Here is a 21,560-nt window from a genome sequence, read left to right on the forward strand (position 1 = left end):
CGGGCCGAATCCCCGATCCTCGACCTGAAGCTGTTCATCTGTCCTGTGTGTTGTCGGCGCGGTGGGTGGGGTGCCGCTCCATCGCAGACCGCATTGGGGCTCAGTCCATGCCGGGAATCGCTGGGCGAATGCGCTCGACCAGCCGGGGGAGGAAGAGTGCGCTCGCCGTGGCCGCAGCCGCGGCGGACAGGGCGATGCTCCAGGCGATGGGACCGATGGGCGTGCAGCCGAAGAACTGGCTGAGGACGGGGGTCTGGACGACAGCCGCCAGTGCGGCCATCGAGCCGAGGGAGGAGAGGACGACCGCCTGGCTACGGCCCCCGACCAGGAGCGTCTGGCCGAGTTGCGTGCCAACGAGTGCGACGAGGGCGACGGTGCGGGCACGGGTGGCGCGGCCGGTGAGCCGCGCGGCGAGCCAGCCCGCTGTGGCCCCGAGTGTGGTGGCCGCGGCCCGGCACACCATCTCCTCAGTCAGTGCTGTGCCCAGCGAGGCTTCGGGTCCCTCTTGGAGCATGCGTTCGGCGGCCTCGGGCTGTGGCGGGCGCAGGGCGACGGCCATGGCCGGGACAAGGTCGGTGAAGAGGTTGACCAGCAGGAGCTGGCGGGCCGTCAGGGGGGAGGTCCCGGTGGCGGCCGTGCCGAGCAGAGTGAACGCGATCTCGCCGAGGTTGCCGCCGACCAGGATCGCCAGGGCCTGTCGCACGGAGGCCCACATCGCGCGTCCTTCCACGAATGCGTCGAGCAGCGTCTCCAGCCGGTCGTCCGTGACGATCAGGTCGGCCGCCGCTCGCGCGGCAGGCGTGGCCCGCTTCCCGAAGGCGATCCCGATGTCGGCGAGCCTGATGGCGGGCGCGTCGTTGGCGCCGTCGCCGGTCATCGCTACGGTGCGGCCGATGCGTTGGAACGCCTGAACCACACGGACCTTGTGCACCGGGGTACCACGGGCGACCACACCGACGTCGGGCAGGAGGTTGTCGAGGGCGCGGTCGTCCAGATCGTCGAGTTCGGCACCTGTCACCACCCGTCTGCCGTCCAGGACGCCCAGTTCACCGGCCATCGACTCGGCGGTGCCCGGATGGTCCCCGGTGATCATCACGATGTGCACCCCGGCGTCCGCGAGTCGGCGCACCGCGTGACGGGCGGTTCCGCGCACCCGGTCGGCGAACGCGAGGAAGCCGAGGAAGCCGAGGCCGTCCACCGTGTCGTCGGTGAGTTTGCCGCCGGGCGCGTCCCGACGTTCGGCGACCGCGAGGATCCGGTGTCCCTGAGCCGCCAGTTTCTCGCCCGCGTCGAGGATGGCCTTCCGGCCCTTGCTGTCCAGACGCCGGCCGTCGCGGGTGGCGCAGCGCTGAACGACTTCTTCCGGTGCTCCCTTCACCGAGAGGATCGGGCGCTCGCCGCAGCGGCCCAGCGTCGCGTGGAAGCCACGGCTTGGTTCGAACGGCAGGCTGGAGGTGCGCCGCCAGCCTTGCGCCGACGTCGTCCGGTGCACTCTCGCCTCGTCGGCGCCCTCGGTGACCGCTCCGTCCGTGGCGTGCTCCAGCTGCCCTCCGTTGTGCGGGCGTGGTGTCGCCCGCAGCGCGGCCGCGAGGACGGCGCGCTGCTCGTCCTCGAGACGTTCGATGGGGAGGCTGTGGCCGTCGGAGGCCACGGCGACGAGGGCGATCTGTCCGTGGGTGAGTGTCCCCGTCTTGTCGATGCACAGGACGTCCGTACGACCGGCCGCCTCGATGGTCCGGGGGTGCCTGAGCAGGGCTGCGTGGGCGGACAACCTTCTGGCGGAGGCGAGTTGGGCGGCGGAGACGAGGAACGGCAGCCCTTCGGGCACGCTGGCGACGGCCAGTCCCACACCCGCCCCGATGGTGTCCCTGATGGGGCGCCCTCGCAGCATGCCCACCGCGATCACGGCGACGGCCGAACCGAGGGCCACGGGCAGGGTGGTCCAGGTGATGCGGGCCAGTCGACGCTCAACCCTGGCGGAGGGTGCCGCGCCGCGCCCACGTTCCGCGGCGCGGCCCGCCTCTGTGGCCGTGCCGGTCGCGACAACGACCGCCCGGCCGCGGCCGGCCGCCACGGTGGTGCCCTCGTAGACCATGGACGTACGGTCCCCGAGGTCCGAGGCCAGAACGGGAGCCACGTCCTTGGCCACCGGCAGCGATTCGCCGGTCAGCGCGGATTCGTCGACTTCCAGGTGGTGCGCCTCCAGCAGACGTCCGTCAGCCGGTACCACGTCGCCCGGGTTCAGGTTCACCACGTCGCCCACGGCCAGTTCCTCGGCCGGGGCGGTGGTCTCCTTCCCGTCTCGCACCACCTGGGCCATGACGGCCGACTCCCGCCGCAGCTGGGCGATCGCGCGGTCGGTCCGGTAGCGCTGAGAGCCGCCTAGGAGCCCGGACAGGGCGGTGACCGCCACAATGACGACCGCGTCGAGGAGGGCACCCACGGACGCCGACATGGCCGCCCCGGCGCCGAGGACGGGGGTGATGGGATTGACCATCTCGGCCAGGTAGGCCCGGCCGAGCGAGGTTGTCGGCGCCTGCTCGCCGGTGGTCGTGGCCCGCGACCGTGCCTCCTGTGACGTCAGCCCGTCGTCGCTGCCGCCGGTTCTGGAGAGCGCGGTGGCCGGGTCCATCGCATGCCACGGGTGTCGCGAAGCCGTGGTCACCGGAGGGGGGCGTCGAAGGAGCCGTACGGCCGCCCAGACCCCGACCGCGATACCCAGCGCGGCTGCCGCGGTGAACGCCGTCACGCCCCGGTCGGCCGAGCGCCGCGCCGCGCCCGCCAGCACCGCCGTCGCGCCGACCGCGGCCGCGGCCTGGGAGAGCCGCACGCCTCGGCGGGCGGTCTGGCGGGCGGTGCCGCACGCCTCCACGATCACCACGGCTGACGCGGGATCGCCGTCCATGTACAGGTCCGCGCCCCAGGGCGGCCTCCCCCGCGGGTCTGCGAAGCCCACGCCGACGTCGGCGGCCAGGAGGGCGCGCCGGTCGTGCGAGAACACCAGGACGCCCTCACCGTCGCGCTGCAGGGCCCGTACGGATTCGAAGAGCCGGTCGCCACCTTCCTCACTGACAGCGTCGGCCTCCCGTACCGACGTGTCGCCGGTGTACTTACCCGCTGCCACGACTCTGAGCCCGGCCGCGTGGGCGGCCGGGACGAGTGCGCCGACGGCATCGTGCATCTCGGGCACTACGCCGATGACGGCGAGCAGGCGCTTGCGGTGCGCCAGACCCAGTACGAGGCGCGCGTCCTCGTGCCGCACACGCTCCTGGGCCCGCTCGCCGGCGCGGTCCTGCACAGCCAGACACTCGATCGGCCCCAGCTCCCACGGTCCGTCCCCTTGCACGGTTTCCGGGGCGGAGCCGTCGAAGAGGCGGTGGGCCGTCGCGGCGAACTCACCCGTGGGTGCGTCCTCGTCGAGGGCAACGAGATCGGCCAGCAGGTGGGACCCGGTGACCAGCGTGTCCGTGTCGAGCAGTACGACGCCGATCCGGTCCAGTCTGCGCAGCGCTCCGGGATCAGCCACCACGATTCCCCGACGGGCCAGCCCCCTGCCGAAAACGCAGGCGAAGCCCTCGCGCGCCAGGGGCGGCGCCTTCGGGATCGCCGCCAGCGCCGCGCCGACGGCCCGTCCGCGGTGCCGGGTGACCAGCAGCGATCCGGCGAACGACGCCGTCGCCACGGCGAGCGCCTGATCCGCGTAGCGCTCGATCGGTCCCGGCTTGAGCGGCACCTCACGAGCAGGCGGCTCGGGTACCGCGCGATGGCCCCCTGCCGCGGCACTGCCCGTGAGGCGCGGCTCGGCCGCGGCCCAGGCGGCAGCCTCCGCGTCACCCTCCATCGCCCGTAGGGCATGCCGAAGCGTGTCCACGCCGACCCCGGCGAGCCCGCCGGAACCGGCCTGGCCCATGGCGGTGATCGAGGCCAGGAGAATTCCGGCGTTGTCGGCCCCGACCGCATGCTCCACGAGAGACCGTAGCCGGGGCTGGGCCTCCACCAACGGCGCGAGCGCCGCGATGCTCGCAGGAATGAGGGTGTGGCGCGTCAAACCGACCAGCGCGGCTACGGGCGCGGCGGCCACGTGCAGGGCCATGGCCGTGGCGGACCGGCGAACCGTACCACCCGACACAGGGTGCTCGGACAGCGGATACGCGAGGCCGTGGGCTTCCTCCACCACCTCGACCGCCTCGACCAGAGCGTCCGCCATCGTGTCGGCCTCGAACGCACCATCGGTGCCCACGATGGCATGACCGAGCACGGTGTTCACCACCGCCCACTCCACGGCGGGGAGGGCGGCGAGGCGTCTCTCGACGTCTTCGGCGACCTTCGCCGCCGCTTCCTCGGGCAGGTCACCTGGGCGCAACCCGCGAACCGCGACGTGCGCACGCCTTCCGAAGAACCTCACGCGCCCCCGACCCTTGTCCTGAAGCGCACCGGCCGCGGACGACGACACAGCCCGCAGCAGTCCACACCCCGGCAGTGCCACCTCGCGTCACCTGCTTCCTGTGATCCGGCACCCACTGCACGTGCACGTCAGGCCGTAATCCCGCGCTTCCATGGCAACGCTTTCCCTGCGCACACGCCACCGCAGGCGCGCGATAATGGGAAAGGCACACCGCACGGACTCCGATGAAAGGAGGACGGGATGAGCAAGACAGCGAAGAAAACGCAAGCTCAGGCGGAAGCTCACGCGGACGGTGACACCGGTCTGCACGTGCACATGCGCACCTTGCATCCTTCGGTGCCGATTCCGTACCTCACCAGGGAAGAGATGACCAGCACGGCCCGAACGGCGACGTCACGACTGACGGAGAAGCCACCCGCCAAGGACCTCGCGTTCTACGGAGGACTCGGCGCCCTGACCGTGGCAGGGGCACTGGAATGGCCGGTCGCCGTCGCCGTCGGCGGTGCCACCTGGCTGCTGCGCAGCGGCCGGAAGGAGAAGCATGACGCGGACGCCCAGCGGTAGGGCGTCTCAACGGACGAGAGGTAAGGCACCGGGGGGATTGCCGAGCACCGAATGGCTACACGGCGCTGGGCGCCTACTCGCCGGGGCCGAAAGGACCGGGTGGTCGACGAGTCATGGCCGACCCACGGGTGGCCGACGGTGGTTTACACCCGGGAGAAGGCGTACCTGGAACGAGCCTCGACGCTTTCGGGGAACGCCGTCCGGAAGTCCGCCTCGTGCGCATTCGGCCGGGACTTCGAGAAGGAAGCGGCCAGTCGGCAACGGCGCATCTTCGCGGGCCGTTTCATGCCCTGAAGTCTCGCTCGCCCCAGCGCGCTGCCCGCGCTGCCGGACCTCCCTGTCACGGCCACGAGAAGTCACGGCCCCATGTGATCCGCTGGCCGGGGCACAGATGCCGTGTGAGGTAGCAGGCCGCCCTACCCCCGAGGACGCGGGCCGTCGTCCTCATCCGGGATGCTCTGCCGAGTCGGCGCTGCTCCTGAGTGTTCGGCCACAGGGCACCGCGCCTGACTTGATCGCGGGTCAGGTCGGCCTCCCGGGCGAGGCATGCTTCGCTGAACCCTTTGGGATGTGCCGCAGCGCTCGCGCAAGCTGCCTGCACACGACTCGGCGTCCACGGATAGCCGTAGGGGCAACCCGCGAACACGTACACCCAGTGCCCCATGCCGGACATCCTGCCCGCGCCGGTCAACCGCCCTGTGACCTATACGAAAACCGTGAGGAGGATCCACCCGAGGAGGCCATAGGCGAAGAGACCACGGGCTCGACAGGGGACACGGGGTGACGAGCCCACGCCACACCCGCCCCTACCGGCCGCCGTCACGAACCAACTCGGGGCACATCGGAGACGCTCCGGCGCGCAAGCGCGCCGGAGGGCCGGAGTACCGGGGTGCCGGGGTGCCGGGGTGCCGGGTTTCATCAGGGTGCCTGCGGGCACCCGGAGCGATACCTGGCGCACCCTTGCTCTCCCGTGCCCGCACAGTCGCGGTTGTCTTCCACCGCCTTGAGGGGTGCGCCCTGGGGCGTGCCGCCGGAGTTCAACGTCTTGGGGAGGTGAACATGAGCAGGCCCCGCATTGTCGTGGTGGGAGGGGGCTTCGCCGGTTTCCAGGCGGCCCGGTCGCTGCGCCGGTCCGTCGGCCGGCGGGCGGAGGTGGTGGTGCTGAATCCCACCGATCACCTGCTCTATCTTCCGCTGCTGCCGCAGGTGGCGACCGGTGTGCTGGAACCGCGCCGGGTGGCGGTGCCGCTGCCGTCCACTCTTGCCGGAGTGCGGCTCGTTCTCGGCGAGGCCCGGCACGTCGACCTTCCCGGACGAACGCTCGACTACACGGATCCGGAGGGCGGCAGCGGAAGCCTGCGGTACGACCGTCTCGTCCTCGCGGTCGGGAGTGTGAGCAAGCTGCTGCCGGTGCCCGAGATCGCGGAGCACGCGCGAGGCTTCCGAGGGTTGCCGGAGGCGCTGTATCTGCGGGACCACCTCACCCGGCAGATCGAACTGTCCGCCTACGAGGGGCCCGTCGACGCGCGGCGCACCTTTGTGGTGGTGGGCGCCGGATACACCGGGACCGAGGTCGCCGCGCAGGGAGCCCTGTTCACCGCGGCGCTCGCCCGGCGGCAGCGGGCCTGGGGTGACCGTCCGCGGCCGCGCTGGCTGCTGGTCGACATCGCGGAGCGGATTCTGCCCGAGCTGGATGGGCGGCTGTCCGCGACCGCCACCCGCGTCCTGAGAAAGCGGGGCGTGGAGATCCGCACCCGCACCTCGGTCAAGGAGGCCACCCGCGACGGTGTCCTCCTCGACGACGGCGAGTTCGTGCCCACGCGCACCCTCGTGTGGTGCGTCGGGGTCCGCCCCGATCCGCTCGTCGCCGGCCTAGGGCTGCCGGTGGAACGCGGTCGGCTGTGCGTGAACCCGACGCTGGACGTCCCCGGGCACCCGGAGATCTTCGCCTGCGGGGACGCGGCGGCCGTCCCCGACCCCGGCCGTCCCGGCGAGTACACCCCCATGACCGCCCAGCACGCCACCCGGCAGGGAAAGCTCGCCGGGCTGAACGCGGCGGCGTCCCTCGGCGGCGGCACCCCGCGCCCGTACACCCATCACGACCTCGGGTTCGCGGTGGACCTCGGCGGGATCCAGGCCGCGGCCGACCCGTTCGGGATACCGCTCGGCGGACCGCTCGCCGGAGCGGTCACCCGCGGCTACCACCTGGCCGCGATGCCGGGCAACCGGGTCCGGGTCGCCGCGGACTGGCTGCTGGGAGCGGTGCTGCCGCGCCAGGCCGTGCAGTTGGGGATGGTACGCTCCGCCGCCGTGCCGCTGGACACCGCCTCACCCGAGACCGCCCGCGCCCCCGCGACCGGGGAAACGGGCAGCGGTGCCGCGTACGAGGCGTAGGCCGGAGGAGGACGCGGGTACCGACGGACACCGGACAACCCGCGCGATGGACGACGACGCGGAGGAGGTCCTGCGGACGTTGGTCTCCCACAAGGTCCGTCGGCTGCCCGTGATCGACGGACGCCGGCTCGTCGGCATCGTCGCCCAGGCCGACGTCGCCCGCGCCCTCCCCGACCCCGAGGTCGGCCGGCTCGTCGCGGCCCTGTCCACGGACTGACCCTCCCGCTTGTCACGCACCCACAGCACACCGCCGAGGGTGCGTCGGTCCGTGAGCCGGGCCGGTGCTTCGTCGCCCCAGGTCGGCGATCGGCCCCTGAAGCCGCGAACACGTCAGGTGTCAGAGAGGTGGTGTGTGCGGTTGACCAGAGCAGGTGCCGCAGGCAGACAGTGTGACCGGGCGACGCCCTCTCCCCCGGCCCGCAGCCTGTCGGCACCGCATCGGGGATGGGGAGTTGGTGTGTGGTGTCGTCAACGGCAGCCCCCGAACCCGTCCGACGACAAGCTGTTGCGGCGACAGCTCCCGAGCGGGATGCCGGGTGCCCGTTTGGTTGACCACGGCGTCACGGTACGCCCCGCCGCCGCGCAGATGCGCAAGCGGCGCGGCCGGCTCCGGCGGAGGGTGCGCACGAGTGACCGCATCGTCGTCGCGGTGTGTCCCGCGGCAACGGAGCACACAGGCCGTGGAGGATCAGTACCGGGTGTGCGGAGGCCCGGGCCTTCACACCATCCTGCCGCCCCCTTGGCCGGGCTGGTGGTCCGGCTCCCGGGGCCATCAGCCCGGCGGCGTTCTACCGTTCCCGTGCCCGCCAGTACGGGCCCTTTTCCCTGGAGCTTGCCATGACCGGCCACATCACGGTGGAGCCCCGCTGCCTCACCGCGTTCCAGGAACTCAAGAGCAAACGGACCGTCAACACCGTCATCTACCGCGTAGACGTGGCCCGTCAGGCAGTGGTGTGCGCGTTCGAGGGCAACCTCACCCACACCGAACTCCTCGCCGCCCTCCCCGCCGACGAGCCCCGCACCGTCGCCTACCACATCTGCTTCGCCCTGCCCGACGGCACGCGACGGACCGCGGCCTTCCTCATCTCCTGGTCCCCCGCCGCGGAGACAGCGGCCGACGAAGCCGGCCATCAGGCGCTGATCGACCTGTTCGACGGCGTCGACGTCCATGTACGCGCCGCCTCCACAGCCGACCTGACGTACGCGGCCCTGGTGAACCGGGCCTGCGTCGGGCGGTCCAGGAGATCCGCGACTACACCAGGGGGCGCCTGACCCAGGTGCAGGAGCAGGTCTCTCTGCCGGGGTACGTCACTCCGGCGCTGGTTCATCCGCTCGCGGAGCTGATGGAGAACGCGACCTGGTACTCAGCACCGGACACGACGGTGGAGGTCAGCACCACACGCGTGTCCGAGGGCCTGACGGTCGACGTGGAGGACCGGAGCCTGGGCATCTCCGCGCCACGGCTCGCGGCGCTGAACGCGCTGCTTGCGGAGCCGGAAACGGTGGACATCCGGCAGTGTCTGGTCGAGGGACAGATCGGGCTCCTCGTCGCCGCCCGGCTCGCCGCACGGCACAGGATCACCATCCGGCTCCAGCCGGCTTCATCCGGGACAGCCGACGGACGCCCAGCAGGCACCTACCGCCTCCGTCGTAGGGCCGTTCCATCACATCCAGGTCCGTGCCGCATGGCTTCTCCGTTCCGAACGCGCAGAGTACGGAGAAATGGCGGCCGCTCCCAGGATGATCTTGATCAGCCGAGGAAGCTCAGCCGGACCTGCCGGTTGATGTTGTCGACATTCGTGTCCGCCAACCTCCGTTAGGGCAACTGTCATCGTATCCGGCCAGCCCTCCGCCCGGCTCCCGAGCGCGCCCGCTCGTCAAGCGATCGAAGCCGCGAATCAAACCCGAGACCTACGTAGGACGAGCACGTGAGAGATCGTGTCCCATCACGTTGCCCTGTTGCTCCATGACTCGCCCGGGGACGAGGGTTCCGTGCCCGTTGCCGGAGCCGGTGAAGGGCACGGGCACGGGCAGACAGCCACTGGGTCAGGGGAGGGTAAGGCCGAACCACTACTCGAAGATGGCGAGCAGTCCGTTGAGGGTGGTGAACGGGCGGTGGTGCCGGAGACGACGGTGAGGTCGCCGTCGGCGGTGTAGACGAGGACGCCGTTGCGGAGTTGGACGGCGGTCTGGTTCGGGTCATCAGCGCGTCCGCAGTGACGGTTAAGCCCAGGGCGAGCGCCGATTGGGCAGCCTCAGGGCCATTGAGGCGGATACCGCGGTAGTCGAAAGTCATCTCCAGGGGCATCGCTGCCAGCGTGGTGGGGTTGATGATCTGCGGAGACAGCGTCGAGGCCCTTGGCGGCGCCGCCGACGTCGTGGCACTCGATGGGCTACGAGCTGTTCCTGGTCTCCCGGATCCACGAGGAATGGGAGCAGGTCGGGGGACCATGCCTTCGCTGACCGGAAAGCCGCGCCGCGACCGGCCGGGGCATCACCGCCGCCGCGGTCATCGGGATCGTGGTCTTCGCCCTGACCCCGAACCGGATGGTCCAGCAGTTCGGACTCGGCCTCGCACGGCGATCCTCCTCGACGCCGTCGCCATCCGGCGTCTCGTCGTCCCGGTCGCCATGCAATTCCTCGGCCGGCCTGCCTGGTGGCTGCCGCCTTCCTCGCGCGACTGTTGTTCCAGACGGTGAACCTTGAACGCCCGGCGGCCGACTGATCACGACAGATGGGCGCTCCGTTCCACCACGTTGTGCGATGCGGGGGTGCCTCCGCGCCGGGCTTCGTCGCAGGGAGCCAAGTGCTGTCGACAACTGGAGGATGGGATCCTCGCGTAGCCGAAGGGCCTAACCATGGAGATCCATGCCCTCTCGGAACTCGGTTCCTTTAGCGTGACCGTATGAGCAGAGAACCTCACTCTTCAGCGCGAACCCTGCGCGACCTGGTGTCGAAAGAGGTCTGGGCAGAGGTGACCCGACGCCCACGAGGCTTCCGTCCACCCGGCGTCACCTTATTAGAACAGGGCACTGCGGGTGCTGGCGCGTTTGCGCTGATCAGCGGCATGGTGAAGGTCACCCGGAGGGACCGTGACGGTCGGCAGCGCCTGCTTGCCTTTCGTGGTCCGGGTGAGATTCTGGGTGAGATGGCCCTTCAGCACGGCGGTGAGCGGCTGGCTGATGTACGGACGATGAGCAGATGCAGAGTCGTATGGATCCCCGCCGGAGACTTCCATCGTTTGGTGAAGCAGCACCATCTCGCGTACTCCCTTGCGGTGCTGGCCTCAAGTCGGCTGCGCGAGCAGACCGAGATGTACGACGGCGCCATACATCAACGTCTGGCCATGGCGCTCCTCCGTCTGGTCGACATCTCGGAGGGCGTGTGGTCCTTCGCCCTCACCCGCAAGGAACTGGCCCAGCACATCGGGGCCGGGCGTAACTCAGTCACCGACGGCCTGAAGATCCTCGGACCGGGCAAGGTACGTGTGGAGAAGGGGCGCATCAGTGTGACCAGTGTGGAAGGGCTGAGGAAGACCCTCGACGACGCCAGTCCATGACGACGTTGTGCTCCACTTCACTAACTATCTGCACTCGCGGTGCAGACCTCCCGAGGCATCGTCGGGAGCCTGGGGCACAGACCAAGGACACTCCGTCCTCGTCCAGCCTTCCTGGGCGGGGCTTCAGCGAGGAGCCACATCCATGCGCGAGCAAATCAGCAGTTTGTCCGAGGGGAGCGTACGCCCCTTCACTCGCAGTCGTCCGATGCATCCTTACCGAGGCGTCCTGGCTGTGGATGCCAAGGGATTCACGGGACGGCCTGCCCTCGAGCACGAGACCATCAGCCGTACCGTGCCGGACCTCCTCATGACCGCTCTGGCCCGGGTGGGGATGCGTGAGCTCTGGGACGACCGGCTGTTCCCCAATACGACGGGCGACGGCTATGTCTTCGGGTTCGACGCGTCGCTCGTGCCCTTAGTGATCCACCCCTTCCTTCTCACTCTCCAGGATGTGCTGACCGACTACAACGTCCTGTCTCACGGGGTGGCGCCCATCAGGCTCCGGGCCAGTCTGCACATCGGTCCCCTGCCCGACACCGGGGACGAGTTCAGCGGCAATGGAACCGTGCGAAACGACACCCACCGGCTGCTCGACTCCCGCCCCGTCAAGGCAGTACTCGCCTCCCATAAAGAGAACATCACCCACGTGGCGTCGATCCTTTCGGACCGTTGCTTCGAAGATGCCGTGGTCAGTGGGTATACCGGGCGGCACCCCGATCACTTCGTCGAGGTGGCTGCAACGGTGGAGGGAAAACCCTTCGCCCAGCGGGCATGGCTCTACGTGCCTCAGCCGTCCGGGCCGCTGTACGAAGAGACCTCGGACAGCAACGACAGCGACAACGTGGTCCAAGAGAACGCCCGGACTCCCGAAAGCACTGGACTCCAGCCGCATGTGGAGAACAGCGCTCCCGGTGGCAACATCAACACGGGCACGGTCCACGGCGGCCAGAGCGTGAGCAACCATGACATCGCCGAAGGGAACGAGGCCCGGCGCGTACGCAGCTTCCAGGGTGACCGGATCCGTGGCGACAAGAACCGCGGGCGATCGTGACCACGGAAGAACCGGGGGCACCGCGGGACCGCCCGACGCGGCAGTGTCGGCACCCGAGCGCCCGTCCGTCGAAGGTTCGTCGCACGAGGGGCCGGAGTACGATCTCTCCGATGCCTTCAACATCTTCGGTGGAGCTGCGGGCGCCTCGGGGCCATTCGTCTGGGCGCCGTACGCGAACGTCAACGCCGGGGCCGTTCACGGCGATCAGCGTGTTCACAACGGTCAGATGGAGAACGCAGGGCCGCTCAGGTGCACGAGGGACCTGTCCCGGAGTCTGAGGTGGCAGCCGCGGCATTCGGGTTCGCGGAGCCCGCGTGGTTCGGAATGGCCAGGAAGGAACTGGACGGGAGAGTGCTCTTTCTGGCCGGACGCCCAGGGTCCGGGCGTCGTACCGCGGCCCTCAACCTGTTGCGCCGGTACTGCGGGGACCGCGCTCCACTCCAAGCCCTGGACAGCGCTACCGAGCTGGACCGCTGGCAGCCGTCCGGGCCCTCGGTACGGGGCTATCTTGTTGATGGGTTGTTTCCGGCGAGGACTCTGCTGCGCAATTCCGGGGGTGAGTGGGCCTCGGGTGCGCGATGATCGTCTGTGTGGCTGTTGACCTGTCGTGTGGCTGCGGGGGTGGTGTGGATGTCGTTGCAGCCGGAGGGGTCGCCGAAGTTCCCGGAGCAGACCGCGGTGGTGGCCCGGGCCGCGTTCCCGAACGGCAGCCTGCCGATACGGGTGAGGGACCGTCTCGCCGAGGTCTTCGCTGACGAGCCGTTCGCCGCCTCGTTCGGGGTGCGCGGGGCGCCGGGCACGTCGCCGACGGTGTTGTTGCTGGTCAAGGTGCTGCAGTTCACCGAGGACCTGACCGACCGGCAGGCCGTGGCGATGGCCGTGCGCGCGATCGACTAGAAGTACGCGATCGGCGCCGAACTCGGCGACACCGGCTTCGACGCCAGCGTGCTGAGCAGGTTCCGCACCCGGCTGGCAGGCCACGGCCTGGAACGCGTCGTCTTCGACCGGCTCCTGGAACACTGCCAGCAGGCCGGGCTGGTCGGCGCCGGGGGCAAGCAGCGCACCGACTCCACCCACGTGATCAGCGCGGTCCGCGATCTGAACCGCCTGGAGATGGCCGGGGAGAGCGTCCGCGCGGCCTTGGAGGCCCTCGCGGTTGCCGCCCCCACCTGGCTGGCCCAAGAGATCGACGTGCCGGAGTTCGCCCACCGCTACGGCCCGCGGGTCAACGGATGGACGATGCCCTCGTCGAAGACCAAGCGCGACCGTCTCGCCCTGGTCTACGCCCAGGACGGCTCCGTCCTGTGCCGGGCCGCTGGGCACCCGGCACACCCGCATGGATCCGCGAAATCGAGGCCGTCCGGCTACTGCGGCAGGTCCTCGTGCAGACCTATTGCCTCCACACCGACAGCCGGGGACGGGAGGTGATCAAGAAGCGGGACGCCGACGACGAAGGTGTCCCGCCCGGCCAACTGCGTCTCGCCTCACCGTATGCCCCGGATGCCCGCTGGGCCGCGAAGGGCGAAGACCTGTTCTGGCTGGGCTACAAGGTGCACCTCATCGAGACCTGCCATGCTCCCGCCGAAGCCGAAGATCGTGCGGCTCCCCGCCTGCTGCCGCATCTGATCACGGACGTGCACACCACGGACGCGACCGTGCCGGACGTGAAGGCCACCGCTCCGATCCAGCAGTGCCTGGCCGAGCGCGGCCTGAAACCCGCCGGGCACTACCTCGACTCCGGATACCCCTCCGCCGACCTGATCACCGCCGCCCACGGGCAGGGCATCACCATGGTCACCCCGGTCCTGCTCGACCACTCACCCCAGGCCCGCGCCGCCGAGGGCTTCGACAAGAGCTCCTTCTCCATCGACTGGAAGGCCCGGCAGGTCCGCTGCCCCGCCGGAGCCACCAGCGCCACCTGGACCCCCGTCCGCCAGCACGGTCAGGACGCGATCGCCATCGGGAGTGTCATGAATTAGATGGTTTCCTTCCTCGAAGGAGTCATCTGATGAGTACGACGACGGGTCACACGTTGGGGATGGCAGACGGCGTGTTGCCTGCCAGGGCTGCTGAGACCGCTGAAGGTGCGGGTGTGAAGGCGATGCCCGCATCCGAGAACGGTCTGTCGGTCGAACTGCTGGAGGAGCTGGCCGCACTCGCGGCGGAGAAGACCGCCGCCGGCGGCGGCCTCCGGCTGATGGGCGAGGGCGGAATTCTCCCCGAGCTCGCCCTCACCGGCAAGCCACGCCTGTGGGAACCGCGCCGCCTGCGGCTACGGCTGTTCTCCGCCGCCGCCCAGCTCGTCACCACCGGACGCCGCCGCATCCTCCGGCTCGCCAAGCACTGGCCCTGGACCAACGTGACCACAGGCGCCCTCGACCGGCTCCACGCACTGCCGAACCCCGGCTAACCAGCAACAACGACCTGCCCCGACGAACCTGATCACCTACCGGAGCCGTGGAACCCGGCGAACTCCCGACGCGATAGTCGGGCCACCAGCATGCCCACCCTCACCTTGAGTAGCCCAAAGGGCACACCGAAGAATCCGACGGACCGTCACGAAATATCGAGGTTAGGCCCCGCACTTACGGACTGGCAGGAAGAAATGGCGTCACTTCTCGGGACTCTGACCGATCAGGAGCGAAAGGAGATTTCCAGCATCCTCCGTGACCGGATCGCGGCGCTCGGACGCCAGGTTCCCGGGGTGGCGATCTGAGAGGGGAATAAGAAAAGAGCAGATGGGCGGGCGCGTTGCCTTCGGGCGACGCGCCCGCCCATTCGCGCGATGAGGTCCGGGCCGTCTCGAAGGTGTGACCGCAGTCACCCACTTTGCGCACTGCGGAAGCAGACGGTTGATCGTGCATGCACGACGCTCGAAGTGTTCAGAAGCCGCGCACTAGCGAGTCTCGGGCGTGCCGACTGCCCGGAAAGGACAACATGCGAGAAGAGGAAATGCGCCAGGAAAACAATGTGATCGCTCTTCGTTCGCGACGGATGCGCAGGCCGATAGATGATCAGGTCGAGCCGGCACAGGCCACTGAAGGGTCCGAACCCGCGCCCATCACGGTTCTCCACGCCGCGCGGGGGATCATCAATACCGGGACCGTCCATGGCGGTCAGCAAATTACTGCCGTTGACTTGTCCGGCCACCATGACGAAGGAGCCGACTGTGACATCTAATGTGCTCCCCGGAGGGGAGTTCGATGCCGTCTTCGCGGCCCTGTCTTCTGAGCAGAAGATGGTGGTCGTCGCTCCGAACGGTACGGTCAACACGGGACTGGTGACGGGTGATCAGCGACAGATTGTCTCCACCACCGCGCTGAGAGAGGGAAGTCCCGCCGCCTTACCCATGCGACAGGGGCCCGTACGGGCAAAGGACCTGAGGGCGGCGAGGCGCCGCTTCGTGCCGCCGCCCCGATTCGAGGGAGCGCTTGCCGCCTTCGAAGCAGGAATCGCCGTACTGGTCGGGCCGCCGGGTACCGGCCGTGAGACACATGCTCTCAATCTCCTGGCTCACGGGAGGGAAGACGCTGTGCTCTACCAGGTCGACGGAGCGGTCGACCTCACCCGGTGGGAGCCGCAGCCTCATCGCGTACACGGGTATCTGGTGATGGAGCCGCAGGACCTCTTGATGCTTCGCCCCTGGGACCTGTCCCGGTTGGAAATGACCTTGGCAGAGGCCGGGGCGCGTCTTCTCATCGTGCTGACGGACTCGCCCGGACTCGCTTCAGCCGTGACGGAACACCTGGGTACTCCGGTCATTCGGCACTTGCCGCCCGATCCGAGGATGGTCTTTGCCTCCCACCTGAAGGACGTCTGCCCTGACGAGCAGAAGCGCGCCCGGATACTGCGTTCCCTGGAATCGGGGCTCCTCAGCGAAGTACTGCCGCCCGAGCTGCCGCCGCGGCGCGCGACCCAAGCTGCAGAAGCCTTGACCCGCATCGGTACTGCCGACGGTGATACCGGTGCCGAAGCGCTGTACGCCCTGGGGCGGACTGAGGCATCGGAACTCATGGCCCGAGCACAGGAGGATCCCCAGCTCCTTGCTCATCTGCTGTCACTCTGTGTCTACGGCGGTCTAGAACGCTCGGTTGTGGCGGAGCGCGCGGCAAACCTGCTGGAAGCAGCCAGTTCCGGTTGGGAGCACGTACCAACCGTACAGATTCTGTTCCGTCAATCGAGTGAATCACAGGGCGGCGTGGCGCGACAGCAGCCCCTGTCCGAGACATTCCGAGTTCTCGGGGCGCGGTGCGGGCCCCAGATAGGGACACATGGCCCGGATATCGCTTCGTTCTACTGGCCGACCACTGCCGATGCGCTCTGGGAGGTCCTGTACAGGGAACATGAGGATCTGTCACCTCTGGTACACGCCTGGCTCGCCGGTACCGGAGACGATCCGCTTCACATCGAACGGGCGGGGTGGGCGACTGCGGCCATGGCCGCGGCGACCGGTGGCAGGACGCTGGTCCTTCTGCACCACCTGGTCCTGAGTTCGTGGCCACCGGCTGCCGAGATCGCGGCCCGGTGTCTGGGGCTGGTTGCCCGAAACCCGGCAGCAATGCTCAAGGCGGGCGAGCTATTGAACCAGTGGAGCGTTGCGACCGAGGCTCCACTGCGCAAGGCCGTGGCGTACGCCTGTCGCCCGGACCTGGGCGGGCCAAGACTCGAACAGACCCTGGAACTCATGGATCGACTGATGGGGACGTTGGGCGGCGACAGGGAAGACGTCGACGTCGCCGCTTCGATCACCGAGGTCCTGGTTCTGTGCATTACGGCGGGCGACGACCGCACGAGGGGCACGATCCTCGACAGGATGCCAGAGTGGGCCGCACTCGACGGCGTTCCGGGGCTGATTGTTGCTCACGCCTTTCCTCTTATGGCAGGGGCGGACCTCGCCTGGTTCGGCGATCGGGTCCTCGCCGGTGGCGAAGCAGCTTCGGGCATGGTCCGGCTGACCGGACACGCCCTCAACGAGCCGACCACTTACGAGTCCATGCGGGATGTCCTTCTCGACTGGTGCCGCAAAGCAGACGGAGCCTCGGAACCCGATCCGGCGCTGACGGAGCTTCTTGAGAGTCTCACAGCTGCCCGGCAACCCGGATTCCTCCGATGGCTGCTCGCCGTGGAACGGGGCCACGATGCCGGTCCCGGCAAGGAACTGGCCGTGGGGTTGCTGGTTTCGTGGCGCAGGAGGATTCCCGTCCGCGAGCCCGGACTGAAGGGGGCGTAGCGATGCCGCTTCTCCCACACTCGGGACTCTTCACTTCCATCGAGAATCTGTTCGCCAACCGGAATCCAGCACCCGAGCTACGCCTCTTCGACGGAACGGACGAATCGGGTCTTGCACTGCCCCTGAAGCGGGCCCGCCGGGTGCTGTACGACCGCTCCGCGGACCATACGGCACGCACCACGCTGTGGCATCAGATCGAAGGACGGTCGCGATTCGACGCCGAAGCGTCCGACTGGCCATCGGCAGTGGTGTGGTTGGGGCTGCCAGGGCTCCGGCGCGCCGCCTTCAAGATCGTCGATGCCCACGGTGCGGAGCGAGAGGACGTCGAGGCCGAACTCGTCACCTGCTATATGGAGGCTCTGGCCGAGTTCGGGACACATTCGTCGGACCCAGGCAGCCACGTGCTGCGCACGGCCTGCTCTCGTGCCTGGGAAGCATGGCGCAGGGCTCGCCGTGAGCTGGCCGTAGAGGATGTAGAACGTGCCGGAGACCTACAATCCCGCGCAGGTACAGAATGCCCCTGGCAGGTGGAGTACAACCCGCCCGCACGGCCTTCGGGGCTTCCTGCCAGTCTGCGCTTCACCGTTCCTAGCCACCGTGTCGAGGGCGTACGGATCGGCGCCCTTGCCCAGGCATGGGGTCTGACGGACACGGCCACGGAGATCCCTCATACGCGCCGAGGACGCCAGGTAGCGACGATCTCCCTGCGCCTGGCCGGGAGGGACCGGTGACGGATCGCAAAGGCACCCCGCTCACCTTCCGCGAGATCTTCGACCTTCCGGTCAGCGTCGACCTGAGAACGGCTGCCAGAGCCTTCGGGATGTGCCGGGACACGGCCTACCGGCACATAGCGCTCGACGCGTTCCCCTGCCCCACAATTCGAGTCGGTCGACGACACCGAGTACTCACGGTTGATCTGTTGCAGGCGCTGGGCATCGAGGAGCGTCCTGTCTTCGCCGACGAGGTCGCTGACGGAGTGGCGCTCACTCTCTTCGACTGACCTCCGCGGTCGACCCGCCAGTCACTCCGCAGCACAGAACGCCTCAAAGGCCATGCCGAAAACAACTATGGCGAAGGAATTGTCATGCCAACTTGCCTTGCCCTTGGAATGAGGGTCGCCGTGCCCCGCCCCTCCAGTGGATCGGTCACGGACGAGCAAGACCACTCAGCGATCCTCTACGAGGATGTTGTACGGCCTTCCTGCGAACAACTCAACCTCACTCCCCTCCGGGCCGAGGATCTGACGAACGCCGGACTCCCGGTGGATCAGTTGTTGCGCCTGGTAGCCGAGGTCGACATCGTCGTCGTTGACCTCAGCGGCACCGATGAGGAACTGTCCTTCGGGCTCGGCGTGCGACACGCACTCGGTCGGCGCACCATCCACTTCACCGATGGAACCGCCATCCCTCCGGGGAGCGATGCAAGCCCATCCATCGAGCTTCCGCGTCATGCCGCGGACCCCGCTGCCGCCCGAAATCAGCTCACGGCACTACTGGCGGAGGCACTGTGCGGGGCGTCCTCCAAGAGTTCGGCCGCCGGACCGACGACCGAGGCCGGCAGGACCCGACCGGACGGGCACGACGACGCTCCCGGCCTCTTCGACCTCGTAGCGGAGGCCGAGGTGCAGATGGAGGGCATGATGGCAGACATCGCCGACGTGGAATCGGCGATGGCTGACTTCGGGGCGATGATGGAACTGATGGCCGAGGACATGGCCCGAGTGAGTAATCCCGGGGCCTCGATGAGCGCCAAGCTGACGGTCGTGACCCATACCGCCAAAGCAATCAACGGGCCGGTTGGTGAACTGGAATCGGCTACGGAACGGTTCGCCCAACGCATGAGCGTCGCCACCGTCGCGTTCGATGCGTTCATGGAGTGGGCTGAGAGCACTCCGCGCAGCGAGTGGCCGGACGGTCTCGTGCAGGTGCTGGAGCAGATGGCAGAGTCCCCCTGCGGGATCGGAGCAGCGGCCTTTCAGGAAGCCATGACGCTGATTCACACCTTTGGTGCTTCCAGTCGGCACCTGCGTGTCCCCGCCCGGCGGATCGGTACCTCCTGCCAGACCCTCTTCCAGAGCTTCGCGGGCTTGGAGGAGCGGCGGACTAGAGCCGTGAGGCTTCTGCCGGGCTGATCTGCGAGGCCTCGCGCCGGGATGCGCTGCTGCCCTGAGTTCTTCCTGCCCTTGCAGGGCTGTGCTCCTCTGCGGACCCGCCTCGTCGAGTTTCCTCTCGGCCGGGCGGGCTTCCGGCGTGGGCTCTGAGGTACTCCCGAACCGGTTGAAAACCGGGCACCGCAGAGGATTTCGGCGGAGAGTCCGGCTGCGTGGGAGTCCGTCCGGCAACGCCCGGCTCAGGCAGTAGGGGACGGCCGGATCCGCCGCCGGGCTCGTCCAGGAGGTCCGCCACCACGGTCGTCGCGTACGGCGGGCCGGGGTTGAGTCGGAACTTCGTGTGGCCAGGAAGCCGGGGTCGCTCGGTGTGGACGCCGGGGCAGCCCTCGGGCACGAGGTGCTGAAGGCCAGGATGGCTCGCAGACCGCAGCCGAGGTCGACGAACTGCCGGACACCGAGGCGGAGTGCGGCTTCGGTGGCCACCAGGCCGTCGCAGGGCCCGCGCTCGTCCCTAGCCACGGTCCGAGTTTGGGTCGGGTCATCGGGTCCGTGGCCCCCGAGAGCTCCCAGTCGTCAGCCCAGCCGACGATGTGCCCGCCGATCGCGACGGCTGCGGCGAGCACGTCGGTCGGTGCGCTGCCACTCCAGGGAGGTCGTGGCCGGCTTCATCCGGGACAGCCGACGGACGCCCAGCAGGCACCTACCGCCTCCGTCGTAGGGCCGTTCCATCACATCCAGTTCCGTGCCGCATGGCTCCTCCGTTCCGAACGCGCAGAGTACGGAGAAATGGCGGCCACTCCCAAGGATGATCTTGGTCAGCCGAGGAAGCTCAGCCGGACCTGTCGGTTGACGTTATCGACATTCGTGTCCGCCAACCTCCGCAAAGACAACCCAGCCTATCCGGATGGCAACGCACTCCGGTCCAGCCGTGGCCGTCACCTCGCGGGGTGACCACCACGGCTGAAGCATCCGCTCAGCATGCGGTGGCGGGCCGTTCCCAGCCCATCACGCCGGCGTCACGGCTTCCTTGCCGACCCGGATCACGAGTCGTAGCGTTCGGTCACCACCATCGCCGTCCCTGCGAGTACAGCTCCCGTGGGCGCCTCAGCCCACTCGACGAGCAGCAGCGGCTTCTCGTCCACGGACTTCAGCAAGTGAGCGATCTCCTCGGCGGTCGGCGCGACCGGAAGGGCGCAGCCGACCACGGCGTGGCCTGTCGCGCTGGTGTGGTTCCCGGGCTCCTCCTCGGGATCATCCGGCACCCAACAGCCGACCTCGATCTCCCACGAAGCCTCGTCGTCGCCTGGTTCCGGCGCTTCGATCGTCAGGTAGAAGCCGTCGGAGTCGTACGGCTCCACGAAGAGGCGACAGCTGGGGTCGTCGAGTGAAGCCCACACGTCGCCCCCCTGGGAGTGCGCGGTGACCAGCACCCGGAGGGCGGCGACCGCCTTCTCCCGTTCCTCCGAGGTGAATCCCGACTCACGTCGGTTGAGCTGCTCGCGCGTCTCGTCGCTCAGCGTGTCCAGCCCGTCGTCGTACTTCACGAAGGGGTGCCCGAACTCCCAGCAGCGCTCGGTCTCCGGCTCCTCCGAGGAAGTTCCCGAAAATTCCGCGAGTCCTGTCTGCAAGCCGTGCTTCTCTGCCTCCAGTTCGGATCGAATCGCCCTACTGACCGTGCCGGGGAGAGCCGCCACGGCACTTTCCAGGTCGGCGAGCGCCTGGTGAAGCCGCAGGCAGACGTACTCGTACCACAGACTGTGAGCGCCGCCGAGAAGAGCGGTGCGGGCGGCAGGGTCGGTCAGCGCGGCAAGGTGCGTGCGCGGGTAGTAGCCCACACGCCGTTCCCGGCGGTCGTGGATGCTGACAGGGACGGTGGCGAAGGCGGAGATCCGATTGAGGGCGTCGACGACCGGAACCGCGAGGCGAGGCTCGGCAAGACTCGTCACGGTCTTGGACACGACGCCGTCCGGACCCTGGTAGGTCGCCAGGATCTGGGTCTTTCCACGGGTGGCGTGCTGAGAGTAGATGGTCAAGGAAACGCCTTTCGGCTGTCCGGCACACGGCCGCCGGACAGAACAGGTGCACAGGAATCGGGAAGGAGGTGGTGGCGAGGGCGCGTTCCGACGCTCCGTGCCTCAAGACGACCGGAGGTGGCCCAGGTACCGTCCCAGGCTCCATTCCTGCCCGCAGACTAGACGGATGCCCTGCGCACCGCAAGCGGGTTGTCGCCCTTGCTCGGGTGGGAAG

16 protein-coding genes and 4 pseudogenes are annotated in these 21,560 nt (G+C 68.8%); 16 read left to right on the plus strand and 4 right to left on the minus strand.

Annotated features, from left to right (window positions below; genetic code table 11):
• Positions 1-100 precede the first annotated feature (100 nt).
• Positions 101-4,363, minus strand: coding sequence for an HAD-IC family P-type ATPase (locus ACWEFL_RS20350; protein WP_451714385.1), 4,263 nt, complete (start codon positions 4,361-4,363; stop codon positions 101-103).
• A gap of 282 nt (positions 4,364-4,645) precedes the next feature.
• On the opposite strand from ACWEFL_RS20350, the gene ACWEFL_RS20355 reads away from it, so the two are divergent.
• The 5 genes and pseudogenes from ACWEFL_RS20355 (at position 4,646) to ACWEFL_RS20375 (ending at position 8,635) form a co-directional block, all read left to right on the plus strand.
• Positions 4,646-4,969, plus strand: a complete 324-nt coding sequence (locus tag ACWEFL_RS20355) for a hypothetical protein (RefSeq protein WP_451714388.1) — start codon at positions 4,646-4,648, stop codon at positions 4,967-4,969.
• Between the two features lie 59 nt (positions 4,970-5,028).
• Positions 5,029-5,260, plus strand: a pseudogene (locus ACWEFL_RS20360) (NAD-dependent epimerase); the annotation flags it as partial.
• A 768-nt stretch (positions 5,261-6,028) separates the two neighbouring features.
• Positions 6,029-7,363: an NAD(P)/FAD-dependent oxidoreductase gene (locus ACWEFL_RS20365; protein WP_451714391.1), complete on the plus strand. Its 1,335-nt coding sequence runs from the start codon at positions 6,029-6,031 to the stop codon at positions 7,361-7,363.
• A gap of 43 nt (positions 7,364-7,406) precedes the next feature.
• A pseudogene (locus tag ACWEFL_RS20370) lies at positions 7,407-7,580 on the plus strand (CBS domain-containing protein); the annotation flags it as partial.
• Positions 7,581-8,200: 620 nt separating this feature from the next.
• Positions 8,201-8,635, plus strand: a complete 435-nt coding sequence (locus ACWEFL_RS20375; RefSeq protein ID WP_451714393.1) for a cofilin family protein — start codon at positions 8,201-8,203, stop codon at positions 8,633-8,635.
• Positions 8,636-8,687: 52 nt separating this feature from the next.
• Here the strand turns inward: ACWEFL_RS20375 and ACWEFL_RS20380 are convergent, their stop codons facing one another.
• Positions 8,688-8,873 (minus strand): hypothetical protein, encoded by a 186-nt coding sequence (locus ACWEFL_RS20380; RefSeq protein WP_451714396.1) that lies wholly within the window; start codon positions 8,871-8,873, stop codon positions 8,688-8,690.
• A gap of 318 nt (positions 8,874-9,191) precedes the next feature.
• Positions 9,192-9,815: an alkyl sulfatase C-terminal domain-containing protein gene (locus ACWEFL_RS20385; RefSeq protein WP_451714399.1), complete on the minus strand. Its 624-nt coding sequence runs from the start codon at positions 9,813-9,815 to the stop codon at positions 9,192-9,194.
• Between the two features lie 453 nt (positions 9,816-10,268).
• Here ACWEFL_RS20385 and ACWEFL_RS20390 point away from each other — a divergent pair.
• The 11 genes and pseudogenes from ACWEFL_RS20390 to ACWEFL_RS20440 form a co-directional block, all read left to right on the plus strand.
• Positions 10,269-10,559: pseudogene (locus ACWEFL_RS20390) on the plus strand (cyclic nucleotide-binding domain-containing protein); the annotation flags it as partial.
• 48 nt (positions 10,560-10,607) lie between these two features.
• Positions 10,608-10,922, plus strand: coding sequence for a helix-turn-helix domain-containing protein (locus tag ACWEFL_RS20395; RefSeq protein WP_451714545.1), 315 nt, complete (start codon positions 10,608-10,610; stop codon positions 10,920-10,922).
• 142 nt (positions 10,923-11,064) lie between these two features.
• Positions 11,065-11,973: a hypothetical protein gene (locus tag ACWEFL_RS20400; RefSeq protein ID WP_451714402.1), complete on the plus strand. Its 909-nt coding sequence runs from the start codon at positions 11,065-11,067 to the stop codon at positions 11,971-11,973.
• Between the two features lie 630 nt (positions 11,974-12,603).
• Positions 12,604-12,870 carry a hypothetical protein gene (locus tag ACWEFL_RS20405; RefSeq protein WP_451714404.1) on the plus strand — a complete coding sequence of 89 codons (267 nt, stop codon included), beginning with the start codon at positions 12,604-12,606 and terminating at the stop codon, positions 12,868-12,870.
• 48 nt (positions 12,871-12,918) lie between these two features.
• Positions 12,919-13,401, plus strand: coding sequence for a hypothetical protein (locus ACWEFL_RS20410; RefSeq protein WP_451714407.1), 483 nt, complete (start codon positions 12,919-12,921; stop codon positions 13,399-13,401).
• Positions 13,398-13,952: a hypothetical protein gene (locus tag ACWEFL_RS20415; protein WP_451714410.1), complete on the plus strand. Its 555-nt coding sequence runs from the start codon at positions 13,398-13,400 to the stop codon at positions 13,950-13,952. The genes ACWEFL_RS20410 and ACWEFL_RS20415 overlap by 4 nt, the downstream gene beginning before the upstream one ends.
• 236 nt (positions 13,953-14,188) lie before the next feature.
• A pseudogene (locus ACWEFL_RS20420) lies at positions 14,189-14,383 on the plus strand (transposase); the annotation flags it as partial.
• 699 nt (positions 14,384-15,082) lie between these two features.
• A complete protein-coding gene (locus ACWEFL_RS20425) occupies positions 15,083-17,203 on the plus strand; it encodes a hypothetical protein (protein ID WP_451714412.1) in 2,121 nt (706 codons plus the stop codon).
• 2 nt (positions 17,204-17,205) lie between these two features.
• A complete protein-coding gene (locus ACWEFL_RS20430; protein WP_451714415.1) occupies positions 17,206-17,934 on the plus strand; it encodes a hypothetical protein in 729 nt (242 codons plus the stop codon).
• Complete coding sequence (locus tag ACWEFL_RS20435) at positions 17,931-18,203, plus strand: DNA-binding protein (RefSeq protein WP_451714418.1); 273 nt, start codon at positions 17,931-17,933, stop codon at positions 18,201-18,203. The genes ACWEFL_RS20430 and ACWEFL_RS20435 overlap by 4 nt, the downstream gene beginning before the upstream one ends.
• An 84-nt stretch (positions 18,204-18,287) precedes the next feature.
• A complete protein-coding gene (locus tag ACWEFL_RS20440) occupies positions 18,288-19,334 on the plus strand; it encodes a hypothetical protein (protein WP_451714420.1) in 1,047 nt (348 codons plus the stop codon).
• A gap of 1,019 nt (positions 19,335-20,353) precedes the next feature.
• Here the strand turns inward: ACWEFL_RS20440 and ACWEFL_RS20445 are convergent.
• The gene (locus ACWEFL_RS20445) at positions 20,354-21,346 is read right to left on the minus strand and encodes a hypothetical protein (RefSeq protein ID WP_451714422.1); all 993 of its coding nucleotides are present in this window, start codon (positions 21,344-21,346) and stop codon (positions 20,354-20,356) included.
• Positions 21,347-21,560: the final 214 nt, after the last annotated feature.

This window comes from Streptomyces sp. NPDC004838, assembly GCF_053600955.1.